Source organism: Campylobacter vulpis, assembly GCF_014217995.1.
GTDB classification, from domain to species: Bacteria; Campylobacterota; Campylobacteria; order Campylobacterales; family Campylobacteraceae; genus Campylobacter_D; species Campylobacter_D vulpis.
Genome location: NZ_CP041617.1, coordinates 840,801 through 854,773, shown reverse-complemented (window position 1 = coordinate 854,773; position 13,973 = coordinate 840,801). Strand labels below are relative to the sequence as shown.

Here is a 13,973-nt window from a genome sequence, read left to right as displayed (position 1 = left end):
TATTGATAAAACTAAAAAAAAATTTAAACTTACTCTTGCATTTTTTCGAAATTTTATTATACTTTGAAGAAATATTAGCAAATAAGGATAAAAGATGCATATTACTTATACTCTAACTGATGAGTCTCCAGCACTTGCAACTTACTCGTTTTTACCTATCGTCAAAGCTTTTTTAAGTAAAGCTAATATAAGAGTGGTAAGCTCTGATATTTCTTTATCAGGTAGGATTATAGCCGAATTTAGCGAGAGTTTGAAGGAGGATCAAAAATGTGAAAATGCCTTAGCAAATTTAGGCGAACTTGTGAAAAAAGCGGATGCAAATCTTATTAAAACTCCAAACATTTCCGCTTCTATCCCACAACTTAAAGCGGCGATTGAAGAATTGCAAAAAAAGGGATATATGTTACCAAATTACCCAGATGAACCAAAAAATGACGAAGAATTTCAAATTAAATCGAAGTATCAAAAAATTCTAGGTTCCGCAGTCAATCCCGTTTTGCGTCAGGGTAATTCAGACCGCCGCTGCACTAAGGCTGTGAAAGATTATGCAAAGCATAATCCTTACCGCGTTGTTCCGTTTAATCCTCAGTCAAAAAGTAGGGTTTCTTATATGAAAGATGGCGATTTTTTCTCTAATGAAAAAGCAGTTTTAATTAAAAATGATTGTTTAGCTCACATTGAATTCGTTAGTGAAAATGGCACAAAAACGATTTTAAAAGAGGGCTTAAAGCTTGAGAAAAACGAGCTTTTAGACGCAACCTTTATGAATGTAGAAAAATTAATGCGTTTTTATGAGGAGCAAATTAAGCTTTGTAAAGATGAAAATTTGCTTTTTTCCTTGCATTTAAAAGCTACAATGATGAAAGTGAGTGATCCTATTATTTTTGGTTATGCTGTGAAGACTTATTTTAAAGAGCTTTTTGAAGAATTTGGTAAGGAATTTGAAAGGTTAAGCATCAATGCAAATAATGGCTTAAACGAGCTTTTGAGCAAGGTAGAAAATTCAAGTCAAAAAGATGCTATCCTTAAAAAATACCAAGAAATTTTAAGCAAAAGTGCGGATATTTCTATGGTGAATTCAGACAAAGGCATTACAAATTTACATGTTCCAAGCGATGTGATAGTCGATGCTTCTATGCCTGCTATGCTTAAAAATGGTGCAAAACTTTGGGATAAAGAGGGTAAAGAAAGAGACACCAACGCTTTAATTCCCGATAAGACTTATGCGACTATTTATCAAGCGGTAATTGAAGATTTACATAAAAATGGCACTTTAAATCCCGCAAAACTTGGTAGCGTTTCAAATGTCGGCTTAATGGCTAAAAAAGCACAAGAATACGGCTCACATGATAAAACTTTCATCGCACCAGAAAATGGCACAATGAGAATTGTTGCAAATGGAGAAGTTTTACTTGAACATAAGCTTAATAAAAATGACATTTATAGGGCAAATCAAGCTAAATTTGATGCGATATTAAACTGGATTGACTTAGGAATTCAAAGGCAAGAATTAAGCGGCGATGAAGCGATTTTTTGGCTTGATGAAAAAAGAGCAAGTGATAAAATAATGATAGATTTAGTGCAAAAAGAACTTAAAGCAAAAGGCAAAGAAATTAAAATTTTAGCTCCTTATGAGGCTTGTTTGAAAAGCTTAGAATTAATTAGAGCTGGAAAAAATGTCATCGCAATTACGGGTAATGTTTTAAGGGATTATTTAACTGATTTATTTCCTATTTTAGAGCTTGGCACAAGTGCTAAAATGCTTTCAATCGTGCCTATGCTAAATGGCGGTGCAATGTTTGAAACAGGAGCAGGGGGGTCAGCACCTAAACAAGTAGAGCAACTTGTCGAGGAGAATCATTTGCGTTGGGATAGTTTGGGCGAATTTTTAGCCTTACAGGCAAGTTTAGAATTTTACGCACAAAAATGTAAATCAAATAAGGCTGAAGTTTTAGCTAGTTGCCTAGATGAAGCCATTGGCGAGTGGCTTGAAAATAATAAAACACCTTCGCGTAAAGTTGGTGAAGATGATAATCGCACAAGCCATTTTTATTTAGCGATGTATTGGGCAAATCATCTATCAAGACAGGCACAAGATGTGGAATTGCAAAGCTTTTTTAAGGATATAGCTTTGGAATTTAGCTCTAATGAAGAGGAGATTAGAGGACAATTTAATAATGCTCAAGGCGTCAAAGCAGATCTTGGAGGTTACTATAAGTTTGATAATGCAAAAGCTGAGGCAATTATGCGTCCTAGTGCTTTATTTAATGATATTATTGCAAAGATAGGGCAAAGATGAAAATTACCATTATAGGTGCTGGAAATGTCGGCACAAGCGTAGCTTATGCTTTGATTATGAGAGAATTTGCAAAAGAAATTGTTTTAATTGACATTAATGACGACTTGCTTTTAGCAAAAGAACTTGAACTTTCTCAAAGCATAGCAGCTTTAAATTTGGATATAGAATTAATTTGCACTAAAGAGTATTCATATACGCAAAATTCTCAAATTATTCTTTTTACGGCTGGTTTGGCTAGAAAAGATGGACAAAGTAGAGATGAGCTTTTGCAGATTAATGCGAATATTATGCTCGATTGTGCTAAAAGGGTTAAGAGATTTAATGAAGAGCCGCTCTTTATCATTTTAACCAATCCTGTAGATTTTCTTCTCAATACTCTTTATGAAAGTGGAATTTTTAATGCTAAGAAAATTGTCGCTATGGCTGGAGTTTTAGATAATGCACGCTTTAAATATGAACTTGCCAAAAAACTTAAGGTAAAAACTTCAAGTGTAGATACGAGACTTATGGGTTTTCATAATGATGATATGGTTTTGTTAAAATCGCATTCAAGTGTGGGTAATCACAAATTAACAGAACTTTTAAACGAAGAAGAATTTGAAGATGTGGAAAATGAAGTGAAAACGGGTGGAGCGAAAGTTATCAAACACCTTAAAACTTCAGCTTTTTTAGCCCCAGCAAGTGCTTGTCTTAGAATGCTTGAGTCTATGCGTTCTGGAGAATTTTTACCTATGAGTGTAATTTTAAATGGAGAATTTGGGATAAAAAATAAGGCTTTTGGTGTTATGGCAAGGCTAGGACTTGACGGAGTGAGAGAGATAATGAATTTAAATTTATCTTTCGAAGAACAAGAAAAATTAGAAAAATCGTTAATTAAATATCAATACAAAGGAGAATAAATGAACATACACGAGTATCAAGCAAAAGCAATTTTTGCGGAAAATGGAGTGCCTACTTTAAAAGGTAGGGTTGCTTTTAGTGTCGATGAAGCGGTGGCTAATGCCAAAGAGCTGGGTGGCTCTGTATGGGCTGTGAAAGCTCAAATTCACGCTGGTGGTCGTGGGCTTGGAGGCGGAGTTAAGATTGCTAAAAGCTTAGATGAAGTTAAAAGTTATGCTGAGCAAATTTTAGGTATGACTTTAGTCACGCATCAAACAGGACCTGAGGGAAAACTTGTTCAAAAACTTTACATCGAAAGCGGAGCAAATATCGTTAAGGAGTATTATTTAGCCATACTTTTTAACAGAATGGCAGAGCAAATTACCATCATCGCTTCAAGTGAGGGCGGTATGGATATAGAAAAAGTAGCTAAAGAAAATCCAGAAAAAATCGCTAAAGTTGGCATTGACCCACAAATAGGCTTTAAGCTTTTTCACGCCTTAGAAGTGGCGAAAGTTTTAGGACTTGATAAAGATGAGAGTAAAAAACTTGCCGTAATGATAGAAAAGCTTTATAAGCTTTATATGGATAAAGATATGAATATGCTTGAGATTAATCCTCTCATTAAAACAGCTGAGGGTGATTTTTACGCTTTAGACGCAAAATGTAGTTTTGATGATAGCTCTTTATATAGACATAGTGATATAGCAGCACTTAGAGATATTACGGAGGAAAATGACGCTGAGCGTGAGGCGGGAGAATTTGGACTTAGCTATGTCAAGCTTGATGGAGATGTTGCTTGTATGGTTAATGGTGCTGGTCTTGCTATGGCGACTATGGATATTATTAATTATAGCGGTGCAAAGCCTGCAAATTTCTTAGATGTGGGTGGTGGTGCTTCTCCAGAAACTGTGGCTAAGGCTTTTGAGATTATTTTAAGAGATAAAAATGTCAAGGTTATTTTTATTAATATCTTTGGTGGGATTGTGCGTTGTGATAGAATAGCAAATGGAATTTTAGAAGCGACTAAAAATGTCGAAGTTAATGTTCCTATTGTGGTGCGTCTTGATGGCACAAATGCGGCAGAGGCAAAAAGTATTTTAGATAATTCAAATCTTAAAAATATTAAAGCAGCGACTAGTCTTAAGGAAGGCGCTGAACTTGTAAAAAGTCTAGTAGGATAAGGAAGAAAAATGAGTATTTTAGTTAATAAAAACACAAAAGTTATTGTTCAAGGTTTCACAGGTAAGGAGGCGACTTTTCACGCCGAGCAGTGTATGGCTTATGGCACACAGATAGTCGGCGGGGTAACGCCTTTTAAGGGTGGTACAGAGCATTTAGGAAAGCCTGTTTTTAACACAGTTAGCGAGGCTGTTAAAGCCACAAAAGCAGATGTGAGCTTGATTTTTGTTCCGGCTTTTGCAGTGGGAGATAGTGTGATAGAAGCTGCTGATGCAGGCATTAAACTTGCTGTTGTGATTACAGAGCATACGCCAGTTAAGGATATGATGTTTGCTAAACAATATGCAAATAAAAAAGGTATGAAAATCATAGGACCAAATTGTCCGGGCATTATCACTTCCCAAGAATGTAAATTAGGCATTATGCCGGGCTTTATTTTTAAGAAAGGTTGTGTGGGTTTAATTTCAAAATCGGGCACACTCACTTACGAAGCTGCTAATCAAGTCGCACAAAGTGGCTATGGAATTTCAACTGCCGTAGGTATAGGAGGCGACCCTATTATAGGACTTGCTTATAAAGAATTACTAAGTGAATTTGAAAAAGATGATGAAACTAAGGCTATTGTAATGATAGGTGAAATTGGTGGAAGTTTAGAAGTAGAAGCGGCAAAATTCATTAAAGAAAATATCACTAAACCAGTGGTAGCCTTCATAGCAGGTGCAACTGCTCCTAAGGGTAAAAGAATGGGACACGCAGGTGCTATTGTAGGAAGTAGCGATGAGAGTGCGGCAGCGAAAAAAGAAGCCTTAAAAAGCTATGGAATTCATGTTGTCGATTCTCCAGCTTTAATCGGCGAAGAAATTAAAAAAATACTAGCTTAAAGGAAATTGTATGAGTATAGTAGCTCCAAAAGATACGCCCGTTTGGGTTGATGAGCATAGATGTAAAGCGTGTAATATCTGCGTTAGTTACTGCCCTGCTGGGGTTTTAGCAATGCGTGATGATATTCACGCTGTTTTAGGGCAAATGATAGAAGTTGTGCATCCTGAATCCTGTATAGGTTGCACAGAATGCGAGACGCATTGTCCTGATTTTGCAATTATGGTAGCAAAAAGAGATGAATTTAAATTTGCTAAACTTAGCCCAGAAGCCAAAGAGAGAGCTTTAGCGGTGAAAAATAACAAATACAAAAAATTAGCATAGGAAAAGATATGAGAGAAGTTATAGCAACGGGAAATGTTTTGATTGCAAAGGCGGCTATTGATTGTGGGTGTAAATTTTTTGGAGGTTATCCCATTACTCCAAGTTCGGAAATCGCTCACGAGTTAAGCCATATGCTTCCTGCTAATGATGGCACTTTTATCCAAATGGAAGATGAAATTTCAGGTATTAGTGTGGCTATTGGTGCGGCTATGAGTGGCGTTAAGGCAATGACGGCAAGTTCAGGTCCGGGAATTTCACTCAAAGCCGAACAAATCGGTCTTGCTTTTATTGCTGAAATTCCTTTAGTGATTGTCAATGTTATGAGGGGAGGACCATCGACTGGCTTACCAACGCGTGTGGCTCAAGGAGATTTATTCCAAGCTAAAGCCCCCACTCACGGCGACTTTGCTAGTATAGCCATAGCTCCTGCTTCTTTAGAGGAGTCTTATACGGAAACTATTAGGGCTTTTAATTTGGCTGAAAAATATATGACTCCTGTATTTTTGCTTATGGACGAAACTGTGGGGCATATGAATGGTAAGGCACTTTTACCAGATTTAAAAGATATTAAGATTATTAACCGTAAGAAATTTGAAGGCGATAAAAAAGACTATAAGCCTTATGCTGCAGGAGAAAATGAAGCAGCGGTTTTAAATCCTTTCTTTGAAGGTTATCGTTATCACATCACAGGACTTCATCACGGCGACATAGGCTTTCCTACCGAAGATGGGGCTATTGTGAAGAAAAATATAGAAAGATTAATAGGTAAGATTAAAAATAATAAAGATGATATTTGTGCTTATGAGGAATATAAGCTTGACGATGCCGAATTTTTAATCATAGCTTATGGAAGCGTGAGTCGCTCGGCTAAAGAAGCAATCAATCGCTTGAGGGAAGAGGGCATTAAAGTAGGACTTTTCCGTCCTATTACTCTTTATCCTGTGGCGGAGGAAAAGATTGCCGAAGTTGTGGCTAAATTTAAAAAGGTTATGGTTAGTGAGCTAAATATGGGGCAGTATCTTGAAGAAATTGAAAGAGTAAGCTCAAGAAAAGACTTCATTTCACTTCATAGAGCTAATGGACGCCCTATCACACCGAGTGAAATCATCGCTAAAGTAAAGGAGAATTTGTAAAATGGCATTTGATTATGATGAATATTTAAGAGCAGATAAATTACCAACCCAGTGGTGCTGGGGCTGTGGCGATGGAGTTGTGTTAAAGTGCATTATTAGGGCAATTCAAAAATTAGGCTGGAATATGGACGATGTATGTTTGGTTTCAGGTATAGGTTGTAGCGGAAGAATGAGTTCTTATGTGAATTGCAACACTGTGCATACCACGCACGGCAGGGCTATTGCCTATGCTACGGGTATAAAACTTGCTAATCCTAGCAAACATGTTATTGTGGTAAGTGGAGATGGCGATACCTTAGCTATCGGTGGAAATCATACTATACACGGCTGTCGTAGAAATATCGATTTAACGCATATTGTAATTAATAATTTTATTTATGGCCTTACAAATTCACAAACCTCTCCTACAACACCAAAAGGCTTTTATACGGTTACTGCACAATTTGGAAATATCGATCCAAATTTTGACGCTTGTGAATTGACTAAGGCAGCGGGAGCGTCTTTTGTGGCAAGAGGCAATGTTATCGAAGCAGCAAAGCTTGAAAATTTAATTTACAAGGCTCTGGCACACAAGGGTTATAGCTTTGTTGATGTGTTTTCAAATTGCCATATTAATTTAGGTCGTAAAAATAAAATGGGCGAAGCGGTGGCTATGCTTGATTGGATTAAGAACCGCGTGGTTGATAAATCTAAATTTGAAACAATGGATTTTGAAGAAAGAAGAGATAAATTTCCAACGGGAATTTTGCACGAGGATAATACTCAGCCTGAATACTGCCACGCCTATGAAGAGGTGCGTAAAGCAGCGAAAGAAAAAAGAATGGTGGATTTAGGAGCTTTGAAATGAAATATCAATTAAGATTTGGAGGTGAGGGCGGTCAGGGCGTTATCACTGCTGGTGAAATTTTAGCTGAAGCTGCGATTAAAGAGGGGCGTCAAGCTTTCAAGGCTTCAACTTACACTTCTCAAGTGCGTGGAGGTCCTACTAAAGTCGATATTATCATCGATGAAAAGGAAATTTTATTTCCCTATGCGATTGAGGGAGAGATTGACTTTATGCTTTCAACGGCAGATAAGGGCTATAAAGGCTTTCGTGGTGGAGTAAAAGAGGGGGGGATTATAGTCATTGAGCCAAATTTGGTGCATCCTGAAGAAGAGGACTATAAAAAATGGCAAATTTTTGAAATTCCTATCATCACCATAGCTAAAGAAGAGGTTGGTAATGTCGCCACTCAATCAGTCGTTGCCTTAGCCATAGCTGCTTATATGAGTAAGTGCATAGAACTTGATGTTTTAAAAGAAACAATGCTTCATATGGTGCCACCTAAAACTAGGGACGCTAATGCTAAGGCTTTTGATTTGGGCGTAAAATACGCTAGTCAAACAAAACCACATTCATAAATTCAAAGAAGAGTAAAAACTCTTCTTTGAATTTTTAAAATCTTTCTTTAAAAGAATTTTTATTTCATATTAGCTTTTTGTTTTTTACAAAATACACTCTACATTTTACTTAAAAGGATTTTTAGCAAAAAAGTTTTAAAAAATTGCGTTAATGAGCGGTATTTTAGCTTTTGCGTTTTGGTAGTGGTATGATTGATAAATATGAAAAACTGAAAAACCAAATATTATTTTGATGAAACAAAATTAAGATTTGATTTAGAACCCCCATAAAGCCTACTAGTAGCATTTAAATCTTTATTAATGTGTCCTTTTGTGAAAAAAGACCCAAATAAAAATTAACCAAATTTTACGCTAAAATAGGCATTTTGTCAAGGACATTTTTTAAAAAATAGCATTTTTCGCAAAATTTCCCAAAATTTAGCCATTTTCGCCACTTCTTTCAATGTTTCACAAAAAAAGCCCTTATTTTAAGCTAGTTTTAAGCCAAATCACCCAACTTACGCACCCAAATCGCTCACACCACACCCACTTCCAAGCACAGCCTACAAAAGCACGACAGCCCTCAAAGCTCTTTAAAATTTCATTTTCATTTTGCATTTTGATTTTACGCACCTTAAGCAAGGCAAAAAAAAGGCTCAAGCCCTTTTCATACTTATTTTAACGCCCAAATTCACACACAAATAAGCTTTTTTTAAACCGACTTATGCGGGCGGCGGCAAAGGCTCGTTTATCGCTCTTTTATGCGGGCGTGAAAGTCGGCATAAGAAGCTAAGCGTGAAAGGCGACTTGAAACGCCGTGAAAGGATACAAACAGCAAAAGCCGTGAGTGAAACCCCTTTCAAGCGAAGTTTAAGCCAAAAGCAAGGCACCGCAGAACTAACCCAGCAAAGCCGACTTTAAAGCCGCAAATTCATCGCCGCAAAGCACAATCAAACGCCGTGAAAGCTACAAAAGCACCCTTTTTAGCACGCTTTTAAGCTCCTCATACTCCCTTAACTCCTCCCTAAGCCTCACATTTTCAAGCCTCAAAGCCTCCACATTTTCAGCCGACCCAGCCGACCCCAAATCCACGCCAGAGCCTAAAGCCTCGTCGTATTTTTTGGCTTTGATATAGTTTTCAAACCACGATTTAAGGTATTTAGGATAGGGCTTGACACTTCCCCACGCATTGACACTGCTATAATTTAAGCCCAAAAGCTCGGCCAATTCTTGCTTACCTTTAAATCCCGCTTCCACAAAAAGCTTTTTAAAATTTTCTTTAGTCATTTCCAACTCCTTTTTTGTGATTATAACATAAATATTAAAAATAATATTATTTTTATAAAAAAATATGCAAAAGTTTATATTTTTAAGTTTAATTTAATATTATTAAGGCTATAATTATCTTAATTAAATATTCAAAAGGGTATTTAAGGCAGGGTGGGTGGGTAGATACCACTTGAAAGGCTTTGAAATGAAAGTTTTGAAGTTCAAAAAGGTGGTTTTAAAAATTAAGCTCTTAGGGCTAAAAATAGCCCTTAAGCTTAAATAACAACCACTTCCCAGCCCATTTTGGGTTGGGTTTAGTGGATTATAGCTAAAAAGCTTAACAAATCCAAATTTTTTAAGCCAAAGCCTCTTTTAACGCCCTTTTTAAAGCCTCATATTTCTCACACTCCTCCCTAAGCCTCACATTTTCAAGCCTCAAAGCCTCCACATTTTCAGCCGACCCAGCCGACCCCAAATCCACGCCAGAGCCTAAAGCCTCGTCGTATTTTTTGGCTTTTACAAGGGCATTTAAAAAAGGCTCTACATAAGGGGGAAATTTTTGCACATTCCCCCAATTATTCACAGAATTATAGGGCATATTTAAAATTTTTGCTAACTCTTTTTTATTTTTACAACCTAGCTCTTTCATCATAGTTAAAAATTGCTCTTTATCCATTTTTACTCCTCAAATTTTTACAAAATAATACTATTTTAATGTTAAAAAGTCAATATTTTAATAAATTAGTGTTAATTTAAGTTAATATTAAGTATTAATCTAGTATAATTATCACATAAAAACATTAAAAAAGTGTTTTTATAAGGTTTCAGCCAAAGTCGCCTTAAAAGGTCAATGCAAACTTTTTTAAATGAAAGGGCTTTTATGAAGTCAAAGAAGTTTAAAGGGTTTGTTTTAAGGTTTAAAATGAAGCTCTTTAAAATCAAGCTTCAAATTAAACTTTACAAATAAACTCAGCCCCTATTATACAAGGGGCGAGTTTAATGAAAGCTTAAAGGATATAAAATAATTATATCATTACTTACAAAATAAGTAATATCGTTTAAGTTAGCTAGACTTTCTTTAATGCAGAAAGGAGGCTTAAATGTGGATTAAGATTTTAGAAATTTTAATTTTAGCCTTAAGGCTAGTTAAAGAGTTTTTGAAACTCTTTAACTAAAACCAAAACATTTTATAAGCGTTAAATTGTAGTCTTTACCGCCTTAGCTTACGCTTAAACGATACCACGCATTAAAGAAAGGGCGGTTCTTTAATGCTAAAAATCAAACTTAAAAGGACAACAAATGACATTTTTAACCTGCGATTACAACGGACATAAAGAAGTTTATACAGCAGACGGCAAAGAGGTCGATTACTCCACCTTTTGCGATTTACGCACCCAAAACGCCCTAGAGGCAAACCCTCAAAGCTTTCTTAGCAATAGTTACTTGCTTAGCTCCCTTATTTTTTCTATATTTATCACGCATTGCTTATACTTATAAAAGAGCATTGAATAAGCGTTTAAGATGTCTATTTCGCTTTTTATAATGGGCTTTTGTAAAGGCTCAAGCTCTAGCAGCTCACTTGGCACTTTCACCCTCTCCACTCTCACGCTTTGCACGACGCTCACGCCCTTACTCGAACAGCCTATCAAGCATAGCGTTAAAAAGCTTAGTAAGATTATTCTCCCCACGCTCAACCTCCTTATAGATGTATTCTTTGACCTTTTGCACTCTCACATTTTCCGCACTTTTTGCACGACTTGCCTCAAAAGAAAGCTTTAAAGCCTTTTCATTTTCAGCCTTTAAGTAGGCTAAATTCTGCATTAATTGCTTATTGGTATTAATCGTAAGCCTTAAACTATCCTCAAGCCTTGCATTTTCACTCTTTAAAGCCTTGATGTAAAAAAGAGAACTCAAACAAGCAAGAGCCAAAATCCCCACAGCCAAATAGCTCTTAACTCCGCTCATTTTTCTCCTTTAGCATAGCCTCTAAACGAGGATTTAGGCTTATTCTTCGATTAAGCTCACTCAAATCCCCATCTATCTTGCCTAATTTCTCATTTGCTCCAGCACAATGAAGCTCGATAAATTTCATCATATTCTGGTTATTTTCCTTTAAATTCTTTATCTGCTCTTTAGCTAGAGTATTACTCTCCTTTATGCCCTCTTTAATCTCCTCTATGCCCTTAACCTGCTTTTCTTGCCTTACTATGATGATATTTTGTTGTTGTTTATATAAATGTGCGACTATATAAACAAGCACCACCACAAGCAAAGCCAAAAGCCCAGTTGAGGACAAAGAGCTGATTAACTGCCCTTGATTGATTAATTCTACCGCACTAGAACCCATTTTCTCCCCTTTATTCTAACTCATCTTTTACCACTAGCTCGACCATATCTAAATTTACGCCTCGCATTAGCTCATAAAACTCCTTGCAAGCCGCTCTACTTCCTCCAATGCTTTCATTACTTGCCTTTGTCTGCCCAAGTAAAATGCAGCCCTGCGTATCTTTGTCTGTGTTTCCCCAGTGTATCAAAATATGCCTTTCATAAGGCACTAAGTCATTATATACATTTAGCATTTGATCTTTTTCGTTGCCTGTAATTTTCCTCAAAGTTGCCTCAAACCTACTTCCTGGGTGTCTTTTTAGCTTATACACCCCAGCGGGAATTCTTAAGTCCTTGCCACTTTCAAGCCCAGCCGTATCCTCTTGCAAAGCAAAGCACTCAAAGAGCATTTCGCTATTTTCATCATAAACCTTAAACTTGCCAATAACGCAAGATTTCCCCTGATACCTGTTAATAATTTCTATTTTCATTTTATACCTACCTTTTTACCTACTTTCATCAGGCGAAGTAAATTCGCCTTAAAGTAGCAAACCTAAAGGCGTCCCCACCCTTTTGCTAACGCAAAAGCCCCGAGTTACGCCCAGAATTTTCTAAGCCCAGTCCGTCCCAAATGCTTCGCATTTGCCTTGTTTAGCCTTTAAATTTGCTTTTAAGAAATCAAAATCTTTCATAACGAGACGCTTTGACCCTTTAGAAAACCCGTTAGGGTTTAAGTTTCTAAAGTGGGCAACCGCGCCTAAGTTGAAAGCGTTTTGATTTTCGCCTAAATGCACCCCTTTAGTAAAGATTTAAAATAAGCACCTTAAAAATTTCATCTTAAAACAATTTTTTGCAAAATCTTAGAAAAAAGTTAAAAAGAAAAAAAGGGTTAAGAAAGGCAGTTTTTAAGCTAAATTTAGTTAGAATTTGTGCGTTTAAGTTGCTAAACTCGGTGGAGAAAGGTGGCTAAAATGGATTTATGGATTAAGATTTTAAAGCTTATCGTAGAGACATTAAGGCTAATTAAAGAGATTTTAACACTCTTTAACTAACCCAAACCATTTAACGAATTATAGAGTAGCCTTACTTAGCTTATCCTTAAACAATACTTACTGCCGATTTGTAAGGCTCTCGGCTTAAAGCAAATTATGCGTTTTTTCCAAATTTTCCTTTAAATTCTCCAGCGTTTCGCCATATTTATCAAAGATTTCATCATCATTTATAAGTTCAAGCACTAATTCTAAGCTGTCTTCATTTAAATGATAAAGCTCCTCGCAAATCACCCTAGCCTTAACAACCCTATTTTTCATCAAAGGCGTCATTTCCACCCTTTAAAATAGCATTTAAGCTTATGAAACTTATCCACCCAGTGATAAAAGATAAAGCAGGTTAAAGCATTGACATTTAAAGCTTTTAAATGCTTATAAAAAACCAAATCCGCCCTTTTATAAGCCTCTTTTATGCTTGTTTCATGCATTGCACGGCTGCATAGATAATCATGCAGCACGCAAGCGCTAAAATACTCACTTTTATAAGGAGGATAAAAACTCCAAAAAATGCGTGGTATACTTGCTCCATCAGTCGTGTAACCTTTCGGCACGACCCCACTTATAAACTCATTTTCATTTAGCTTTATTTGATAGCTAAAATCCTCCCAAACCTCAAATTTATACCTATCATAAGGCTTTACAACAACCCTTTTTAAACTCATTTTTTATACCTTTTTTTACCTACTTTCATCAGGCGAAGTAAATTCGCCAACCCAAATTTTGCCTTTTAAACTTGCTACACCCAAAGCCCACGCCGTGTCTTTGAATTTGCTTTCCTAGCTTATTTTAAACTTTCCTAAGAAAATCAAAATCTTTCATAACGAGACGCTTTAAGCCTTTCAAGTTTCTAAAGTGTCTTAACCGCGTTGAGTGTGAAAGCGTTTTGATTTTCGCTCAATCTGCCGAATAAGCACCTAAACAAAGCGTTTTAAATTTCACCTTAAAGAGTTTTAGCTCTTGTCTTAATTTTGCAAAATCTTAGAAAAAAGTTAAAAAGAAAAAAAGGGTTAAGAAAGGCAGTTTTTAAGCTAAATTTAGTTAGAATTTGTGCGTTTAAGTTGCTAAACTCTGGAGGCTTATGCTAAAGGAGGTAAGATGGGTGAAATTATTGCTTTTGTAGTAGTTTTAATCGTCCTTATTTTAGCCCTTAAAAGCTAAAATAAGAAACTAAATATAATCTTAAAATTATACTTTGCTCCGCTTAGTTTAAACTTAAACGCTTTTATTTTTAAGCCTCTTTAGCGGAGTAAAGAG

General features: G+C 36.2%; 18 protein-coding genes. 9 read left to right on the top strand and 9 right to left on the bottom strand.

Translation table 11 applies throughout. The features are described 5' to 3' along the window. Window positions 1-94 precede the first annotated feature (94 nt). From CVULP_RS04375 to CVULP_RS04340, 8 genes are read left to right on the top strand one after another with little or no spacing between them, the layout of a single operon-like run. Entirely contained in the window at window positions 95-2,299 is a 2,205-nt protein-coding gene (locus CVULP_RS04375; protein WP_099461594.1) for an NADP-dependent isocitrate dehydrogenase, read from the top strand. Further along, the gene (locus CVULP_RS04370) at window positions 2,296-3,198 is read left to right on the top strand and encodes a malate dehydrogenase (RefSeq protein ID WP_099461595.1); all 903 of its coding nucleotides are present in this window, start codon (window positions 2,296-2,298) and stop codon (window positions 3,196-3,198) included. Before CVULP_RS04375 ends, CVULP_RS04370 begins: the two co-directional genes overlap by 4 nt. After that, window positions 3,199-4,362 (top strand): ADP-forming succinate--CoA ligase subunit beta, encoded by a 1,164-nt coding sequence (sucC, locus tag CVULP_RS04365; protein WP_099507666.1) that lies wholly within the window; start codon window positions 3,199-3,201, stop codon window positions 4,360-4,362. Window positions 4,363-4,371: 9 nt separating this feature from the next. After that, window positions 4,372-5,241 (top strand): succinate--CoA ligase subunit alpha, encoded by an 870-nt coding sequence (gene sucD, locus CVULP_RS04360; protein WP_099507665.1) that lies wholly within the window; start codon window positions 4,372-4,374, stop codon window positions 5,239-5,241. A gap of 10 nt (window positions 5,242-5,251) precedes the next feature. Then, window positions 5,252-5,563 (top strand): 4Fe-4S binding protein, encoded by a 312-nt coding sequence (locus CVULP_RS04355; protein WP_099461598.1) that lies wholly within the window; start codon window positions 5,252-5,254, stop codon window positions 5,561-5,563. A gap of 8 nt (window positions 5,564-5,571) precedes the next feature. Beyond that, entirely contained in the window at window positions 5,572-6,696 is a 1,125-nt protein-coding gene (locus CVULP_RS04350; protein ID WP_099461599.1) for a 2-oxoglutarate synthase subunit alpha, read from the top strand. 1 nt (window position 6,697) lies between these two features. Next, complete coding sequence (locus tag CVULP_RS04345) at window positions 6,698-7,543, top strand: 2-oxoglutarate ferredoxin oxidoreductase subunit beta (RefSeq protein ID WP_099461600.1); 846 nt, start codon at window positions 6,698-6,700, stop codon at window positions 7,541-7,543. After that, window positions 7,540-8,097 (top strand): 2-oxoacid:acceptor oxidoreductase family protein, encoded by a 558-nt coding sequence (locus CVULP_RS04340; protein WP_099461601.1) that lies wholly within the window; start codon window positions 7,540-7,542, stop codon window positions 8,095-8,097. Before CVULP_RS04345 ends, CVULP_RS04340 begins: the two co-directional genes overlap by 4 nt. A gap of 462 nt (window positions 8,098-8,559) precedes the next feature. Here CVULP_RS04340 and CVULP_RS04335 read toward each other — a convergent pair whose 3' ends face one another. The 3 genes from CVULP_RS04335 to CVULP_RS04325 all read right to left on the bottom strand — a co-directional run bounded on the left by CVULP_RS04335 (window position 8,560) and on the right by CVULP_RS04325 (window position 10,021). Beyond that, on the bottom strand, window positions 8,560-8,736 hold the full coding sequence (locus tag CVULP_RS04335; RefSeq protein ID WP_180753078.1) for a hypothetical protein: 177 nt from the start codon (window positions 8,734-8,736) through the stop codon (window positions 8,560-8,562). A 306-nt stretch (window positions 8,737-9,042) separates the two neighbouring features. Beyond that, entirely contained in the window at window positions 9,043-9,363 is a 321-nt protein-coding gene (locus CVULP_RS04330; RefSeq protein WP_213276675.1) for a hypothetical protein, read from the bottom strand. Window positions 9,364-9,700: 337 nt separating this feature from the next. Then, a complete protein-coding gene (locus tag CVULP_RS04325; protein ID WP_213276674.1) occupies window positions 9,701-10,021 on the bottom strand; it encodes a helix-turn-helix domain-containing protein in 321 nt (106 codons plus the stop codon). Between the two features lie 623 nt (window positions 10,022-10,644). On the opposite strand from CVULP_RS04325, the gene CVULP_RS04320 reads away from it, so the two are divergent. Then, entirely contained in the window at window positions 10,645-10,842 is a 198-nt protein-coding gene (locus tag CVULP_RS04320; RefSeq protein ID WP_180753077.1) for a hypothetical protein, read from the top strand. Here the strand turns inward: CVULP_RS04320 and CVULP_RS08760 are convergent. The 6 genes from CVULP_RS08760 to CVULP_RS04295 form a co-directional block, all read right to left on the bottom strand. Then, entirely contained in the window at window positions 10,785-10,970 is a 186-nt protein-coding gene (locus tag CVULP_RS08760) for a hypothetical protein (RefSeq protein ID WP_099507663.1), read from the bottom strand. The genes CVULP_RS04320 and CVULP_RS08760 overlap by 58 nt on opposite strands. Window positions 10,971-10,974: 4 nt before the next feature. Then, window positions 10,975-11,310 (bottom strand): hypothetical protein, encoded by a 336-nt coding sequence (locus CVULP_RS04315; protein WP_099507662.1) that lies wholly within the window; start codon window positions 11,308-11,310, stop codon window positions 10,975-10,977. Then, entirely contained in the window at window positions 11,297-11,692 is a 396-nt protein-coding gene (locus tag CVULP_RS04310) for a hypothetical protein (RefSeq protein WP_099507661.1), read from the bottom strand. The genes CVULP_RS04315 and CVULP_RS04310 overlap by 14 nt, the downstream gene beginning before the upstream one ends. A gap of 10 nt (window positions 11,693-11,702) precedes the next feature. After that, a complete protein-coding gene (locus tag CVULP_RS04305; RefSeq protein ID WP_099507660.1) occupies window positions 11,703-12,161 on the bottom strand; it encodes a DUF5675 family protein in 459 nt (152 codons plus the stop codon). A 645-nt stretch (window positions 12,162-12,806) separates the two neighbouring features. Continuing rightward, entirely contained in the window at window positions 12,807-12,992 is a 186-nt protein-coding gene (locus CVULP_RS04300) for a hypothetical protein (RefSeq protein ID WP_099507658.1), read from the bottom strand. After that, entirely contained in the window at window positions 12,989-13,381 is a 393-nt protein-coding gene (locus CVULP_RS04295; RefSeq protein WP_099507657.1) for a DUF1353 domain-containing protein, read from the bottom strand. The genes CVULP_RS04300 and CVULP_RS04295 overlap by 4 nt, the downstream gene beginning before the upstream one ends. Between the last annotated feature and the right edge of the window lie 592 nt (window positions 13,382-13,973).